General features: G+C 44.0%; 10 protein-coding genes. 1 reads left to right on the forward strand and 9 read right to left on the reverse strand.

Annotated features, from left to right (window positions below; all coding sequences use genetic code 11):
- Positions 1-56: 56 nt before the first annotated feature.
- From CGC64_RS16855 to CGC64_RS16895, 9 genes are all read right to left on the reverse strand, one after another.
- Positions 57-944, reverse strand: a complete 888-nt coding sequence (locus CGC64_RS16855; protein WP_005678357.1) for a carbohydrate kinase family protein — start codon at positions 942-944, stop codon at positions 57-59.
- Positions 945-979: 35 nt separating this feature from the next.
- Positions 980-2149, reverse strand: a complete 1170-nt coding sequence (locus CGC64_RS16860; protein WP_005678356.1) for an MFS transporter — start codon at positions 2147-2149, stop codon at positions 980-982.
- A gap of 342 nt (positions 2150-2491) precedes the next feature.
- A complete protein-coding gene (locus CGC64_RS16865) occupies positions 2492-4318 on the reverse strand; it encodes a DUF4980 domain-containing protein (RefSeq protein WP_005678354.1) in 1827 nt (608 codons plus the stop codon).
- Positions 4319-4443: 125 nt separating this feature from the next.
- Positions 4444-6396 (reverse strand): DUF4960 domain-containing protein, encoded by a 1953-nt coding sequence (locus CGC64_RS16870; RefSeq protein ID WP_005678352.1) that lies wholly within the window; start codon positions 6394-6396, stop codon positions 4444-4446.
- A gap of 37 nt (positions 6397-6433) precedes the next feature.
- The gene (locus tag CGC64_RS16875; protein ID WP_032855348.1) at positions 6434-7567 is read right to left on the reverse strand and encodes a glycosyl hydrolase family 28-related protein; all 1134 of its coding nucleotides are present in this window, start codon (positions 7565-7567) and stop codon (positions 6434-6436) included.
- Between the two features lie 22 nt (positions 7568-7589).
- Positions 7590-9347, reverse strand: a complete 1758-nt coding sequence (locus CGC64_RS16880; RefSeq protein WP_005678349.1) for a RagB/SusD family nutrient uptake outer membrane protein — start codon at positions 9345-9347, stop codon at positions 7590-7592.
- Between the two features lie 25 nt (positions 9348-9372).
- Positions 9373-12456 carry a SusC/RagA family TonB-linked outer membrane protein gene (locus tag CGC64_RS16885; protein WP_005678348.1) on the reverse strand — a complete coding sequence of 1028 codons (3084 nt, stop codon included), beginning with the start codon at positions 12454-12456 and terminating at the stop codon, positions 9373-9375.
- 158 nt (positions 12457-12614) lie between these two features.
- On the reverse strand, positions 12615-14495 hold the full coding sequence (locus CGC64_RS16890; protein WP_005678347.1) for a GH32 C-terminal domain-containing protein: 1881 nt from the start codon (positions 14493-14495) through the stop codon (positions 12615-12617).
- Positions 14496-14884: 389 nt separating this feature from the next.
- Positions 14885-15730: a patatin-like phospholipase family protein gene (locus CGC64_RS16895; RefSeq protein ID WP_005678346.1), complete on the reverse strand. Its 846-nt coding sequence runs from the start codon at positions 15728-15730 to the stop codon at positions 14885-14887.
- Positions 15731-15955: 225 nt separating this feature from the next.
- Here CGC64_RS16895 and CGC64_RS16900 point away from each other — a divergent pair, with 225 nt between their 5' ends.
- Entirely contained in the window at positions 15956-16477 is a 522-nt protein-coding gene (locus tag CGC64_RS16900; protein ID WP_005678345.1) for a hypothetical protein, read from the forward strand.
- The last annotated feature ends 21 nt before the right edge of the window (positions 16478-16498 follow it).

Genomic DNA, 16498 nt, shown 5'->3' on the forward strand with positions numbered 1-16498 from the left:
AGAGGTTCTACATAGATAACAGATACTGATTCAATCTGCCAATATGTAAAATAGGATTATAATAGTCTGTCTTTCAACACCTGCGGCAGTTCCGGCATCGCCCCGCTCTGCGTACAAACGTAAGCAGAGACTTCCACAGCCAGTTTGTGTGCTTCGGGCACCGGCTTTCCATTCAATATGGAAGCACAGAAGGCAGCCGTAAAGGAATCGCCTGCACCTACCGTATCGGCCACGGGGACTTTCGGAGTCTCCTGGAAGGAAACAACCCCCGGAGTAAATACATAGCTGCCATTGATGCCGCAAGTCAGAATCAGCATTTTCAGGTTGTATTTAGCTAACAGAATCCAGCACTTATCCTGCAAGTCAATGCCCGGATAGCCGAACATACGACTGATAGTCACCAGCTCTTCATCATTTATCTTCAAGACATTACAACGTTGGAAAGAGTCACGCAACACTTCTTTGGTGTAGAAGTCCTGACGGAGATTGATGTCGAATATCTTTAATTGTCCATCTATCTCGGGCATTGTATCCAAGAAACGGTTGATAGTGGCACGGCTTGCTTCGTTGCGCTGTGCCAGTGATCCGAAACAAACGGCACGTGTGTTCAGCGCCAAACGTTTCATTTCGTCCGTGAAAGGAATGTTATCCCAGGCGACACCTTCCTTAATTTCATAGCAAGGCACCCCTTCAGCGTCCAGTGTCACTTGTACTGTACCCGTAGGATAATCTACCCGTTCAATCTGAGTATTCAGTTTCTTTTCCTTGAATACCGACATGATCTCGTCACCCAGTTCGTCATTGCCCACTGCACTGACCACACGGCTGTCAAAGCCGAATTGTGAAACATGATAAGCGAAGTTTGCCGGAGCACCGCCTATTTTCTTTCCTTCGGGCAACACGTCCCAAAGCGCTTCACCCATTCCTACTATTATATTATTCATGATAAACAGAGTTTAATTGATTCTCAAATATAAAATTATTTTCTGATACGGAACGTATAAAACAGCAAATAAAGTACACCGACAGTCATGACGGCAATTGCGCCGTTCTGCCCCATTGAAGTGTCCGAAGCCACTCCCATAGCCAGCGGGAACACCGTTCCGCCGAAAAGTCCCATAATCATCAGACCGGAAACTTCGTTTTTCTTACCCGGCAAATAAAGCAATGCCTGCGAGAAGATAACGGAGAACACATTCGAGTTGCCAAAACCTATCAAAGCGATACAAACATAAATGATTGCCTTTTCGTGGAAGATAAACAAGCCAATCATGGCTGCCAACATCATAATAACACTGACAGCGAAGAAAGACTTCGCGGACATCTTGCGCAATATGAAAGATCCGAGGAAACACCCTGCCGTACGGAAAATGAAATAAAGACTCGTTGCAAAAGCTGCGTCATCCAATCCCATTCCGATGCGCTCCATTAAAATCTTCGGGGCGGTAGTGTTTGTGCCCACGTCGATACCGACATGACACATGATACCGATAAAGCAAAGCAGGATAAACGGCTTGCCGAGCAAGGCAAGGCATTGTCCGAAAGTAGACGGTTTGCCTTCTTCCTTTTCTTCTTCAATCTGCGTGGCGTTGAGCAGAAGAATGGCGACAACGGCCACTATCATATAAACCGGGAAAAGAATCCGCCAACCCAAATCGAAAGACGGAATAGCTTGCGTCGCTCCCCACATGGCAATGTATGGTGCCAGGAAAGAAGCAATCGCCTTTACGAATTGTCCGAAAGTCAGGCTGCTCGCCAAGCGGTCACCACGCACGATATTGGAGAGCAACGGGTTCAGAGAAGTCTGCATCAACGCATTTCCGATTCCCAACAGAGAGAAGGAAATCAACATCAACATATAACTGTCACCAAAAACCGGCAACAATAATGAAGCGAATGTCACGAGCAGACTGAGCAATACGGTTTTCTTCTGACCGATACGGCTCATCAACATCCCTGTCGGTACGGAGAAAATCAGGAACCAAAAAAAGACGAGTGAAGGGAAAATGTTTGCTTGTGAGTCCGACAGGCCGAGGTCTGCCTTTACATAATTGGAAGCAATGCCTACCAAGTCAACGAATCCCATGGCAAAGAAACATAGCATCACCGGGATCAGTTTGGAGAGAGAAGAGTTTTTACTGTTTTCCATTGTTATATCTATTATTTTATAAATTCTGTGTCCTTATGGCTTAACCGGTCCGCCCCTACGGGAATAAACCCGTTTACCGCTTATACAGTTGATGTTTCATACTGATATAATAGGATGAAAGCTACGGTAATGTTGATTCGCCACGGCCGTGACGAATTCTTTCCATGGCTGTGGAGAGATCTCTTCATGGCTGTGGAGAGAAGTTACCACGGCCGTGGTGAGGTATTAATACCGTAAGCCTGACAGAAGTATACCGTTGCCTTCAGTGTACTAATCCGTAGGGGTAGACATACTCTGCCGTAGGGAATCAGGAAAAGAGCGCATAGATTAAATGGCAGAAGCTTATTGCTTCAACCGGTAGACGATAAACGAGTCTACCTTGTAGGCTCCGCCTTTGCTGTAAAAATCGATGTGATTGTAAGGTTCCGAAGGGAAGACCTGATTGGTCATTGCGAAACGCCCACCGTCACCAAATGCTTCCACGCTTGATTTATCTACAAACAAATGAAGCTTCAGCTCATTCTTACCGCTTTCAACAGCTGTCCACGTCAGTGCCGGGAAATTCTCGTTGAAGCCGACATCACCACTTTTACGACGGTCCATAGAGAATCTATTCTCTTTCATATCATATTGCATATCCACTTCTTCGCCCTTATCATTGTAAAGACGGAAGCCGATAACGTCCGCATGCAGGTTCTTGATAGACAGTTCTATTTCGTAAGCGCCTTCGTTGACCGGAATCATTTCTTTTACCGTACGTGTTCCGTTCACTTTGAACGAACGTTTCTTTGAGATGTCACGCAGTTTCTGCAATTCGGGAGACGGGGCAGATTGGAGATAAGTCTCACCGCCGACGGTAAAGAGGCCCAAATCGCGGGGAACGGAGTTCGGACTGCGGTATTGGGAAGTCGGAACATCGTTGGCATATTGCCAGTTGCTCATCCATGCAATAGCGATACGGCGGTTGTCGGGAGCATCGCTCCAAGTCACGGTTGCATAATGATCTTTTCCCCAGTCCATCCATTTGGTTTTGGAGGGAGATTCGTTTACAAATTCTTTTCCGTTGAAGGTTCCTACAAAATATTGAGTGGCACTTCCTCCGAACGGACCGCCGGGATTCAAATTACAAAGCAACACCCACTTCTTTTCATTCGTCCCTTCTACCGGAAGTTCAAACAAATCGGGACATTCCCATACGCCACCATGTGCGCCCTGGCCTTCTCCGAAACTGCTTTCGTACGTCCAGTCTTTCAGATTGGGAGAAGAAAAAATCTGCATCTCCTGTCCTACTGCCAATATCATAATCCAGCGCCGGGTTTCTTTATGCCAAAAGACTTTCGGGTCGCGGAAGTCACGTGCATCGGATGTCAGCACGGGATTGTTCTCATAGCAGGTGAAAGTGCGTCCGTTGTCGGTACTGTAAGCAATGCTTTGTACTTGCCGGTCGCTGTTTTGCGTATAAATGGCGATGATAGCTCCCGCACCGAAACCGGCAGTGTTATCGGTATCGACAACAGCCGAACCGCTGAAGATAGTTCCCAATGCATCGGGCGCAATGGCTACGGGGAGATGTTGCCAGTTTACGAGGTCTTTGCTGATAGCATGTCCCCAGCTCATATTTCCCCATTTGGAGCCGTAAGGGTTGTATTGGTAGAAAAGGTGGTATTCGCCATCCTTGTATACCATTCCATTGGGGTCGTTCATCCAACCGTAAAGAGGTGAGAAGTGATAGGTGGGACGGAACTTTTCGCGGTTGCCGGTATCGAAGGTGTCGGCCAACTTCATCTCCTTGCAGCAAACAGCAGAAAGTTTACCCCGTACAGGGTCGTTCGAGCCCAACTTAAACTTCAATAGTACGTTTTTGCCGGTATAGCCCGAAAGGTCCAGCGGAACGAAATAGTCCACTCTGTTCACCGCCAGACGAACGTCCGCAGCCTTCACCTCTTTATTATTAACGATCATGCTGACACGCACATCAGGCATCACCTCCTCAACGGGGAGAAGCAAATATCGTTGGTTCGTGTTTATCTGTACCAGACAATGCCCTTCGCCCAGGTCCTTGATTATCAAGGAAGGTGCGTCGGCAACAGCGTCCGGAAATGAGAAAATCATCATAGCCAGCATTGCCAATAAGGTCCGTAACTGTTTAAACGAGAATAATACATTCATATCAATATGGTATTAGATTAATTATTAGTATTCATAGCCTTTCATTTGTCACAATGCAAAGATAGGCGTAACGGATAGCTACACCTATCACTTTTGTTTCAAAAGATAGAAAAAATGTTACCTGCCTATTTCTTAGCGCTTAGATAATGCAATATGTTCTTCGTCATGAGCATGATATTATCCTGATAAACGTTCAGATTACTATTCTGGTTCCATTCGTAAGCGGCCAGTCCGAGAGCGATGCAAGTTCCTTGATATTCCGTTGTCGGGGCAAATTCCACCATTCCGGCACAACAATAGTCCGTCACATGACCCCATGTTGCCAAAACGGTAGCGTTATTTTCCTCTTCAAACGCTTTCACCACATTTCCTGCATTGGGGTAAAGGCCGGGGAAACCATAAGAATTCAAATCCCACATACAGTTATGGTCTTCACGCTGTCCGGGGCCGATCAACGGGAATGTTTCGTGAGGGAATTGGTCGGAAGTAACCATACCGGCAAAAGCAGGATGCGAGCGATGGTCATACTCCATTCCGATATTGGCATTAATCGTCCAAATGTCTGCGCCTGATCCGCCTTCACCGTCTCCAAATATTCCGGGAGCCCGTTCGGTACGTCCCAAAGGTACAACCAACTGAGTCGCATGATTGCTCAGGAACAGGTTTCCACCATTCTTATAATAGGTTGTCAACGCGGCAACCGCATCGGCAGACAAAGGTAACTTGTCCCAGCCGGCTCCAATACCCACACGGTCTATATGTACCCAAATAACATCATAAGCAGAAAGATCCTCGCCAGCCAATGCAGCGGCAGTAATGACTTTGCCATTTACAAACTGTTTCTTGAACCATGCATAGGAGGCCTTTTCATCATCATCTTCTATCTCTTCGGGAGTGTCATACGTTATCACATAAGCTGCGTTCGTCAAGTCCTGCGCTTCAGACGGTTTCACCTTTATATTTTCTTCTGTCACTCCGCAATCTATCACTTCGGACGATTCGCTGACATAAAAGACTTGATTGCTGTTCGTATTTTCTATCGTGAAACTTGCGAAACGGTTATTTTCCCCTTCCGCAGCATTCACAGTCACGGGGTTTTCTATACCGTCACTCCAATCCGCATGAATGGTGTTCGACGTGAAGTGGTTATATTCTCCTTTCACATGAATCACTCCATAGTCCGCCTCTTTGCCATTGAGTTGATTATCGCTCCTGCTTACGGTGAACACGTTGTCACTTATCAGATTGTTTTGCCCGCTTATATCAAAGAAGGTCATTTTGTTTCCTGTAAATTCATTATCCGAGATATTCACCCGGCTGCAACCTGTAAAGCTGGCACAACGGTCATCTTCCGCCGTCAGTTTGTTGTGAGAAAATATCAGATTACTTTCACCGGAGATACGCGCCGCCACACCGCCCTGCGCTGATCCGAAGAGGGAGTTGGTCACCATATTCTGTATGCCGCCGTTCATTTCAATACCATTCACTGCGTCGGTTGCATCTATCCGAGCCAATGTAATGGCATCACATCCCTGGAGTTTAATACCCTGGTACATATTCTCCATTCTGATGTTGAAGAAGTGCAGGCGATCGTTATCGTGCTCGACAAAGATTCCGGTTCCCTGATGATCGGCCTTTCCCACAAGTGTAAGTCCGTTTACCTCCACACCGCTGATACGGTTCTTACGTCCGTCTATATCGGCAACAGGGGCAACGTGTAATGCATATTCGGCATTTCCCAGTATCAGGCGACTTTCCCGGGCATCGGCAGCAGTAGCAGCGACGTCGTCATTCACGCCTTTCAGCGTCACGAAATTGCGGGTGAGCTGAATGGGACTATCCAAACGGAACGTTCCTTCGGGAATAAGTATTGTACCTCCCTCGGGCGGAAGGTCGGCTATTATGGCATTGATGAGGTCGGCACAATCGGTAGAGCCATCAGTCGGAAGCCCGAACTGGGTTATATCTATTATCTTCTGACCGTTACATTCATCACAAAGCGTATAGTTATCGTCATTGCTGCAAGATGTGCCCAATATAAAGAGCAGTCCGCTTATTAAGAATTTATTTATCTTCATGGTGTTATTATATTAATAATGGTATATGATAGGGAGGTTATTCTACTATGCTCACCTTATCGGATGATACACAATTGGAGACTTCGGTTTGTGCGTTCACCAGAAATACCCGATAGCTCTCCAAGTTGTCAACAAAGCAATTCTTGAACACGTTACCGGTTCCCTGTACGGCATTTACAGTCACAGCGCCGGCATAAGCCCATTCGCACGACAAGCTATTGGATGTAACCATATTATTGTTGCCCTTTACGTTGATGATGCCAAAGTCGTCGCCGTGGTCGAGCAGCTGGTTCTGAACAGCTCCCGTAAGCCAGAAGATGTTCTTATTCACCGTATTGTCATTACCGTTCAACACCAGAATACCATTATAGTAGCTCTTGAAGTTGTTGCCCTCAATCACACAATTATTACAAGCGTCAAGTACCAGATTTTCACGTCCGTCGGGATAAACCTGATTATTGATGAACGAAAGTTTGTTCACTTCCTGCACCTTGCAAGTAATCCCCGTAGGTTGAGCACCCAATTGGCAGTTCTTCACAACAATATTTTCACCGCCAATCAACTCGATACTATTAGGGAGTTCGCATACCCAGCAATTGACTATCTGCATATTTTTTGCCTGTTCTATCTTAACACCGGTATGCAAATTTATACCGATAATATTAGAAAGCATTCCATTATCGGTCGCGCCGGCAAAGTGTATGCCGATGTTCTTGGCTTCCGTGCCGCCTGACACCATCAGGTTCATAATCTTTACGCCTTTCATGCCCGTCTCCACTTTTATGGCAGCCTCGGCATTACGCGCCACCAATTTACTTCCACCGCCAGGACCCAAGAGGTCATTTATTCCATTCACGTCAATATTGCTGCGCATACCGGGATTCAATCCCTTGATCGTCACATTATGCTTATTGATTACAATGGGAGCGTCAAGTACAAAATCACCTTCGGGAATCACCAATACTCCCCCTTCGGCGGGCAACGAGGCTATTGCACTATTTATAGCTTTCGAACAGTCGGTCTTTCCATCGCCAACAGCTCCGAATGCAGTAACATCACCTTCGATGTCAGTATGGGTACCATAACACAACAGGTTATTGTCATCACTATCGCAAGCCGTGAACATACACAGGCAGAAGGCGCTCATCAAGTATCTTTTTATTTTCATCATATCTATATTTAAGGAGTTTATATTAGTTAAACTTACCATATCCTGGGTTTTGTACATAAGTACCTTCAGAGAAATTATATTGTGCATTGGGAATGGGTAAGTATTCATCCCTGCCACCGATGAAGCGGGCACCGCGATAATAAACACGCTTGTTTTGCTCCACAACGATGTAACTGTTCATGGTTTCCTCAGCAATCCCCCAACGTACCAGATCGAAGAAACGGTCACCTTCCATGGCAAACTCCATGCGACGTTCCCAACGTAATGCTTTGCGGGCAAAGTCCTGATTCCAACCTTCAGCCGGATATTCGCCTATCAGGTAATTGGCCGCATTTTGTTCGGGATGCTTAAAGTCCTTCACATAAGGACTATTCTTGGCACGCAGACGAATACGGTTAATAATCTTGCGGGCTTCTTCCAGTCCGGCAGCTTCGCCAATCTCTATCAAGGCTTCAGCCTTCCACAATAATACATCAGCATAGCGGATTATCTGCCAGTTAAGATGAGAGGCTCCCCAAGGCCACCCCTGGAACATATCTTCACTTTCAGGCGAGATGTAAAAGCGCTTGGTGCAGTTAAAGCCATATTCGCCACTGTTACGTATCCAATTTGCTTTGCAAGGCTCAACTGTGTAAGTTTTCCAGGTAATGCCCGGACGACCGGTAACAAAATCCAGACGGGGATCTACTGTTGCCTCAACGTTAGTGAGCTCATTCCCTTCGTACGTTCCATAATCACTGTTGTTGAAGGTATCAAACAAAGGCAGTCCATAGGCATCTGTCTTATACGCGTTTATCAGATTCTGACTGGGCAGGAAGAATCCGTCGCCACCGTAAGGACCTTTGGGGGCATTGAGCAGGTTGCTCCAATTTATGTTTCCGGCACCTTCGGTTTCATCATCCATCGAATATTGTACGGCAAACACAGACTCTACCCCATTTTCATATTCCAGTTGGTCGAGCTTCTGAAAGTCATTCAAAAGATCATACGCCTTCCCTTGCGCACCTACTTTATCACAAAGAGCCGCTACTTCAGCAAGCAACTGTTTGTCGACAGCAATGACCTGATTATTCTCATCTTGTTGGTAAGCCTGATAAAGTTTGGCTTTGGCAGCGTATGCGTATGCTATGTTCTTGGTGATACGGCCTATTTGGGATTGAGTGTCAGGCAAGTCGTTAGCGGCGTCAAGAAACTCCTGCGCAATCTTGCCAAGAAGTTCTTCGCGGGTAAACTGATTGTTGGGGATGTATTTATAATCATCAATATCCACGTTTTCGTCAAAGTAAGGTACTTGTTTGAAAAGGCGGACCAGTTCGAAGAAAAAATGTGCACGAATCACTTTCATTTCAGCTTTACGGCTCTTAAGTACCGGCAAGGTGTTCTCATCAAGTGTATTCATGACTCTCAATGCACTGTTGCAACGTTGCAAGCAACAATAAAGTTGAAACCATTTTTCATCGGCATTAGCCCATGTAGCATCTATCTTAAAAGTTTCAAGCAGTGTACAAAAGTCACCATCGTTTACACCACCGCCACCTTTATAGGCATTGTCCGAACGTACTTCACCATACGTCCAATTGGTCATCGGTACCCAGTGCATATCACGATTGGGACCTTTCAGCCCGGCGTAAGCCGAAGTGACCAGGAGTTCCACACCTTCAGCCGACGACAACAAATCGTCATTGAGTGTACCCTGAGGTTTAGTATCAAGAAAACGACTCTCATCACAACCGGCCAATAGTGCCACAACACCTGCCGCAAGGATATATTTCAATTTCATAATGTTCTGTATTTAGGATAAAAGATTAAAAACCAAGTGATAGACCGAATGTGTAGGTACGAGGCTGAGGATATGGATAGCCCAATCCTTCAGGGTCGGCACCAGTATAATTAGTCAGCGTGAAGACATTCTGCGCTTGCAGATATACACGCAAATTAGAAAGACGTGCTTTCTTAATCCACTTATCGGGGAAGGTGTAGCCCAGTGTCAAAGTCTTCAACTTCACATAAGAACCATCTTCAATAAAGAAAGTAGAACTGCGTGTTTCCACATTATTATCAACCACCGTCAGTGCAGGGATATTACAATTATAGACTCCGGTTTGCTCATACACATTCCAAGCATTCATTGCATCAATCAGACGCGTAGAGTGATTGCCCGTCCAGCCTTGGAAAAGATCCGTATAGAACTTTGAGTTATTCCATGCATCGCGAATCATACCGTTGAAGAATACGGAAAGATCAAACCCTTTGTAGGATGCACCTATGTTCAGACCACCGATAAACTTAGGCTGGTCACTGCCTTGCCAGTCCATATCGGCAGTATTGATGATGTTGTCGCCATTAAGATCCTTATAGCGAATACGTCCCACGCCGGGAGCACCAATCTGTACATCATACTTGCTCAGGTATTCATATACCTCTTGCTTGGTCTTGAATATGCCATCGGCTTTATATGACATCCATGAACCGAAAGGCTGTCCTACAATGGTTTTATCCACACCATTACCACCTCCCCAAGTGTATTTGATGACATCCGGAAGTTCGGTTATCTTATTTTTGTAATAAGAGAGGTTGAATGAGATGTCATATTTGAAGTCCTTTATTTCGTCCCTCCAGGTCAAAGTCGCTTCTACACCGTTATTATCCATACTGGCAGCATTATACCATTTATAACCACCTTCACCGATCACACCGATATATGGTTTCTGAATTAACATATCAGTGGTCTTCTTTTGAAAATAGTCCAGAGTCACCCCCAAACGAGCGTCAAAGAAGGCTGCATCAATACCGAAATTCAATTGTTTGGTTTCCTCCCACTTCAAATCGTTGTTGCCCGAACGGTCTTTCTGTACGCCGGGTACCACCGTCGCCCCGTCGCCGTTGAAATTGTAGGAACCATTGGACATATTGGTGTAATAGAGATTGTATGTAGCATTATTGTCAATCTGGTCGTTACCATTAATACCCCATGATGCACGCAGTTTAAGGTCTGACAGCCAACTTTGTGTACGTTCCATAAATTTCTCGCGTGAAACTCTCCAGCCGGCTGATACCGAAGGAAAGATTGCTGAATTGTTACCTTTACCGAAACGTGAGGAAGCATCACGGCGTACCGTTCCTGATATCAGGTACTTATCATCGAACGCATAGTTCACCTTACCGAAGTAAGAAACCATAGCATAAGTGGAAGCATTGTTACTCACACTTTTTCCTTCGGTCACTGTGTCCAGATAGCGATAGTCGAGGTCTTCTATCACCAATCCGCGACCATACCCCTGCAAATGTTCACCGTTTTCTTTCTTGGCCTCGGTTCCTATCACAGCACTGATATTGTTCTTTCCTAATTCTATGCTATAATTGGCGGTATTCGACCATACCCACTGCACACTATTATCCTGCCGCACAGTCAGCTCATTTATATCGACCTTACGATCGGCTTCGCTCCACTTCGGGACGAAGGTTGAGTTGAAACCGGTAGTATAGTTCAATCCAAACTGACTCTTCAATACCAGGTTTTTAATTGGCTCTACTTCCAAATAAGCACTGCCAAAGATACGCCAGTTTTTATGACGGTTATCAGCTTCGTTATCTGTCAAGCGAACGGCATTCGGCTTATCCCCCAATATGTCTACGTAACCACCGGCATATCCTCCGTTTTCATCATACACAGGAATAGCAGGATGCTGGGCAATCACAAGTTCTTCTATACCGGACGGATTGAGATGTTCCAACCAGTGGTTCACGGAAATGCTTTCACCCACACGTACTTTGCCATCAACAAAGCGGAAATTAGAAGCCAGGCGAGAATTAAAACGTTCATAGTCAGTGTTGCGACAAAGACCATCCTGATTCATATAGTTTATAGTAAGAGCTACATTACCGTCTTTGAATCCCTTAGAGAGAGAAAGGTTGTAATTCTGCATCAAAGCCGTACCGAATATCTCCTTTGCCCAATCGGTGTTACCCGATTTTATTTTGACTCCGTTCTGGTCGAAATAATATTCCTGCAACTGGGCTTTTTCCCCATTTCCGTACACTACACTGTTCGGATGAGTTCCGTAAGTGTTTTTATAGGCTTGCCAATAAACATCTCCCCATTGGTAAGCATCGAGCATATCAACACCACCGGCAAAAGTCTGGGCAGTGAGTGACATATCAAAACTCACTTTCACATCACCTTCCTTAGCACGCTTTGTGGTAATGATAATGACACCGTTGGCGGCCTGCGCACCATAGATCGCTGCAGAGGCCGCATCTTTCAGCACCTGAATGGATTCGACATCATTGGAAGAAATAATTGAAGCAACATTGTCATGTGTCTGAATGCCATCTATCACATAAAGAGGGGAAGAATTATTAATGGTAGTAATACCGCGCAACTTAGTATCCGTGTTCCCACCACCGGGTTTACCATCGGTTGTTACATTCATACCGGCTACCCGACCCTGCAAGCCCGACATCACATTACCTGTGGGAATATCAGCCACTTCTTTCATCTTCACCACGGCTACCGAACCTGTCAGGCTGGCTTTCTTCTCAGCCATATAACCTGTCACAACCACTTCATCAATCATCTTGGAATCTTCTTCCATTACTATCTTCAACGAAGGTTTTGCTGCAATAATCACTTCTTTATATCCTATATAAGAGATAGCTAATGATGCATTCTTCGGCACACTAATAGTAAAGTTACCGTCCAAGTCTGTAATAGTCCCTGTTGATTTCGAATCGTTTTGCACCACGGAAGCACCGATAATCGGTTGCCCGTCCGTCTTGGAAGTCACATTTCCCTTTACCGTTATGTTTTGCCCCCAAAGGACTGACACGAAAGCAAACAGGAAACAAACACTACAAAGAATTTTTTTGTTCTTCATAATACTGAGCATTAGTTTAATGTTATTAATTTAAAAGTACGAATATTCTCTTTATCGCTGTTGCAAATTACGGTTGATTTATGTCAATCGGCTAAAAAAAATGTTTCAAAGGCTGTAATATTTGTTGCATACCTCCTTATTTTATGGGATTTCAGAGGTGTTTCTCCTTGTCATAGGCTTAACCTATGTACTTTAAAAGTATCGACTTTGAATGTCCCGCCCTTGCTGTAAAAACACATACGATTGTATGGCTCTGTCGGGAAAACAAGATTGCTCATCGCTATCTTTCCTTCGTTCAAAAATATCTCTACCGAACATTTATCTACGAAAATATCCAGTCGGTACTTATTCTCTTTTCGGACAGGTGCCCATGTAGCTAATGCAAAATCATCAATGTAGTTGATAGAAATCGTTTTCCGACGGTCGTGTACCTCTATCTCATGTGTCACACTGTTTTTGCCAAAATCTACGATACCGCTCTTTGTACGATCCATTACCAGTTTCCTTTCAGGAAGATTAAAGTAAATATCCACCTTCTCACCTTTATCATTGAACAGGCTGAATCCAATAATTTCAGCTTTTTCTGCCGTAATGTCCAATGAAAGTTCGTAAGCACCTCCATTATCCGGTAATAAAGATTCAATATGATAATCATTTGCAACGGTAAAAGCAGGAATTTCTTTTGTCTCTTTCCTTAGATTTTTCACTTCCGCTACCGGAGCTGCAGAAAGATAAATATCACCGCTTTGCGTATAAAGCCCCAGTTCACGCGGCAAGGCGTTGACGCCACGAAACGGTTTGGTTGGGACATTATTACAATATTGCCAATTACTCATCCAAGGCACTACAATCACACGTCTTCCCATATTCGAAAAGGAAACTGTCGCATAATGGTCTTTTCCCCAGTCCAACCATTTCGTAACATCCGGTTTGCTATCACAAATAAATCTTGTTCCGTCAAAATCACCTATGAAATATTGGGTCGCACTGCCTCCGAAATAACAGCCGGGATTTACATTGACAATCAATGCCCATTTCTTATGTTCCGTATCACCGTCTACCGGTAACTCTACCATATCCGGACACTCAAACTGACAAGGCTGTACGCCATAACCTTCACCAAAGCTACTCATATAATTCCAGTCTTTCAGATCTTCTGAATCATAGAAACGCATCTCTTTATCGGCAGCAACAATCATTATCCATTTATTTCCCGGAGCATACCAGAATACCTTCGGATCACGAAAATCTTTCCTTCTATCGGAAGAACGCAAAATCGGATTCTTATCATATTTGGTAAATGTGCGACCGTTATCATTGCTATAAGCGAGACATTGAATCTGCCCGTTTTTATCGCTGGCAGAAGTATAAAAAGCTAATATGGTACCTGTACCGTAACCTGCCACATTTTCCTGATCAACAATAGAACTGCCGGCAAATATATGTCCCAACGTATCACGAACTATAGCAGGTGCCAAATGTTCCCAATGCATCAAATCTTTGCTTATCGAATGCCCCCAATGCATATTCCCCCATTTAGAACCATAAGGATTATACTGATAATATAAATGATATTCTTCATCTTCATAAACCAGCCCGTTCGCATTATTCATCCAACCATAAAGGGGAGCATGGTGATATACAGGGCGAAACTTATCTGTATGGGACGGATCGAATGTATCGGATAATTTCATTTCTTTCCAGCAAAGAGCATCTCCAAGGCTCTTTTGCACACGTACTGTTACAGTTTTAGCATCAGCAGGTAGGACAAACGGAACCCAATAGTCTACTTTAGTCTGTGCAAGCCGAATATCCATATCAGTATCCGCTGCATCTCCTATGTCCAGACGAACCCGGCTTTCTTCCGCTGCCTCTTCGATCGGAAGCAATATATAATTAGTAGGATTGGTGATGTGAATGAGAGTCAGGCTGTCTCCTTTCTGTTCCAACATAAATTTGCTTTTATTCGTATGGCAATAAATCAGTCCGTAAGAGACCGCCAATGCAAGTACCGCACCTTTACATAATTTCATCCAAGAGGTTGTTTTCATGGTAACAAAGTATTCTGTTTTATACAAGTATCTAATCAAAATTGACGGAGGCAAAAATAGGTCATATCTTCACCTCCGTCTATCAACTTTGTTTCAAAGGGTATCACTTTTGATGCAAGTCCTGAACATTTTCTTTTTTGCCTGTCACATCGCAATGAAGCTATCCCTCTCTTTGCATACCTGAATTTATTTTCCTACTTTTGAGACAAAGCTTTATTCTTCTGCTTATGCCAGCTAATAGAATACTTTCTTCGATGATCTGGTAAGAGTAACTAAAAATTCCGGAAGCAAAGCAGAAATAGTGAGCTTCAAAGTAGCGGCTGCCGAACAGTATAAGTAACTTACTTCTTTCATCTAAAAAATAAAGCTATAGAGATGTAAGAATCTGTTTATTTTTCGATCAAATTTCTTGCACATTCGTACCCTTCCTCATAAAATTCTGTCAGTTTCTGCACATCCCGTTCAATACGATCTACCATCACAGGATTCTGCGGACGGATAACGAAAATCTTTCCTTCATCCTCCATTTTCTCAACCATTTCCAACTGTTCATTGTAGACAGCACAACGGCGGCTGAGTGCTTCACGGAGTTTAGGATATTTCCGGTATACAAACGAAGGGACGCGAATATCTTTTGAATCTTTCCGATATCCCCGGTTGCGGGTAAGTACTACGACATTTCTCGTATAACCATCAGCAATCGCTCTTTGCAAAGGAATAGAATCTACAATTCCCCCATCAAGCATGGGAATATTATCTACATAAGTAATAGGACATACAAAAGGCAGACTACTAGACGCACGGACAATGTCTATCACCCGGCGTTTATCTTTCTTTTCTTCAAAATAGTTAGCTTCCCCTGTGATACAATTGGTAGTTACCATAACGAAACGTTCCGAAGAAGCAAAATAAGTTTCGTAATCATAAGGAAGAATATGTTCCGGAAACTCATTGAACAACAGATCGAAATCGAGAATATTCCGTTTTTTAAGCAGATGTTTCAGACCGATATAATTGTATTTCTCCAACAAGTCAATATTACTGTATTTAGCACGTCCTCGTTGGCGCGATGCATAGGACAGCCCGTTGCACGCACCGGCAGAAACTCCTATCGCATAAGGAAACCGGATATCATGATCCATAAAATAATCAAGCACGCCGCAAGTAAATACTCCGCGCATTCCCCCGCCCTCCAACACCAACCCTGTAGATTCATCAATTTTCAAGTTCTTCATCTTAATCTTCCCAATTTTATATTTATCACTCTCTTTACATACCCCGTTTTATTACTGTTTGTTGCATATATATTATAAAAACAAACAAAAAAGGCAGAACGTTTGGCAAAAATAGCAAATATTTAAACAAAACCTTGCTTTTTTGCTTCAATCTACGTAACTTTAGGCTAGCTTAATTGTTTTAAGGAGGAAATTATAAAAAAGTCCTGCCCGCAGGCAAGCACCATGAGAATACAGTTTGAGATTAAAGAAAAGTTGCCGGAAATTATTGAAGAAATCATGAATTCCGGAAAATGGCAAACTTCCGTAAAAGAAGAACTTAGCGGTCGGACGACCGTTGTGATCCGTGACCAAGCGTATGGCTCAGAAGCAACCATTGAAATCTATGCCAAATCCATTGAGATTAAAACCGCATGGTCAAAGTACTCCTACCGTATATTTGTCGCTAACGATATTGTATGGTGTGAATATAACGGGGCTTATCGTGGCCTACTGGAACAAGTACTCTTACCAACCATTACCCCTAAGGAAAGCTTGCTTGATTCTGACGTAACCGAAAGTTCACTCTATGGACGTGAACATAAAAAATTAAGAGAATATGCTGAAGACAATCTGAAACTGAAACAATTCCGACGGGAAAACTTCAATGAACAGAGAAACGGAACAGCAGCATTTGATCATCCGAAGCGTGTATACGACGAATTTATTAAAGAAGATTACGTAGTAACACCTAAAGACAATAAATAATGAAGAAGAGGGTATCCCCAA

It is taken from the genome of Bacteroides caccae, assembly GCF_002222615.2.
GTDB classification, from domain to species: domain Bacteria; phylum Bacteroidota; class Bacteroidia; order Bacteroidales; family Bacteroidaceae; genus Bacteroides; species Bacteroides caccae.

Coding starts and splice junctions, on each gene's coding strand:
- CGC64_RS16855 (WP_005678357.1), bottom strand. CDS start 944: ATGAATAATATAATAGTAGGAATGGGTGAAGCGCTTTGGGACGTGTTG.
- CGC64_RS16860 (WP_005678356.1), bottom strand. CDS start 2,149: ATGGAAAACAGTAAAAACTCTTCTCTCTCCAAACTGATCCCGGTGATG.
- CGC64_RS16865 (WP_005678354.1), bottom strand. CDS start 4,318: ATGAATGTATTATTCTCGTTTAAACAGTTACGGACCTTATTGGCAATG.
- CGC64_RS16870 (WP_005678352.1), bottom strand. CDS start 6,396: ATGAAGATAAATAAATTCTTAATAAGCGGACTGCTCTTTATATTGGGC.
- CGC64_RS16875 (WP_032855348.1), bottom strand. CDS start 7,567: ATGATGAAAATAAAAAGATACTTGATGAGCGCCTTCTGCCTGTGTATG.
- CGC64_RS16880 (WP_005678349.1), bottom strand. CDS start 9,347: ATGAAATTGAAATATATCCTTGCGGCAGGTGTTGTGGCACTATTGGCC.
- CGC64_RS16885 (WP_005678348.1), bottom strand. CDS start 12,456: ATGCTCAGTATTATGAAGAACAAAAAAATTCTTTGTAGTGTTTGTTTC.
- CGC64_RS16890 (WP_005678347.1), bottom strand. CDS start 14,495: ATGAAAACAACCTCTTGGATGAAATTATGTAAAGGTGCGGTACTTGCA.
- CGC64_RS16895 (WP_005678346.1), bottom strand. CDS start 15,730: ATGAAGAACTTGAAAATTGATGAATCTACAGGGTTGGTGTTGGAGGGC.
- CGC64_RS16900 (WP_005678345.1), top strand. CDS start 15,956: ATGAGAATACAGTTTGAGATTAAAGAAAAGTTGCCGGAAATTATTGAA.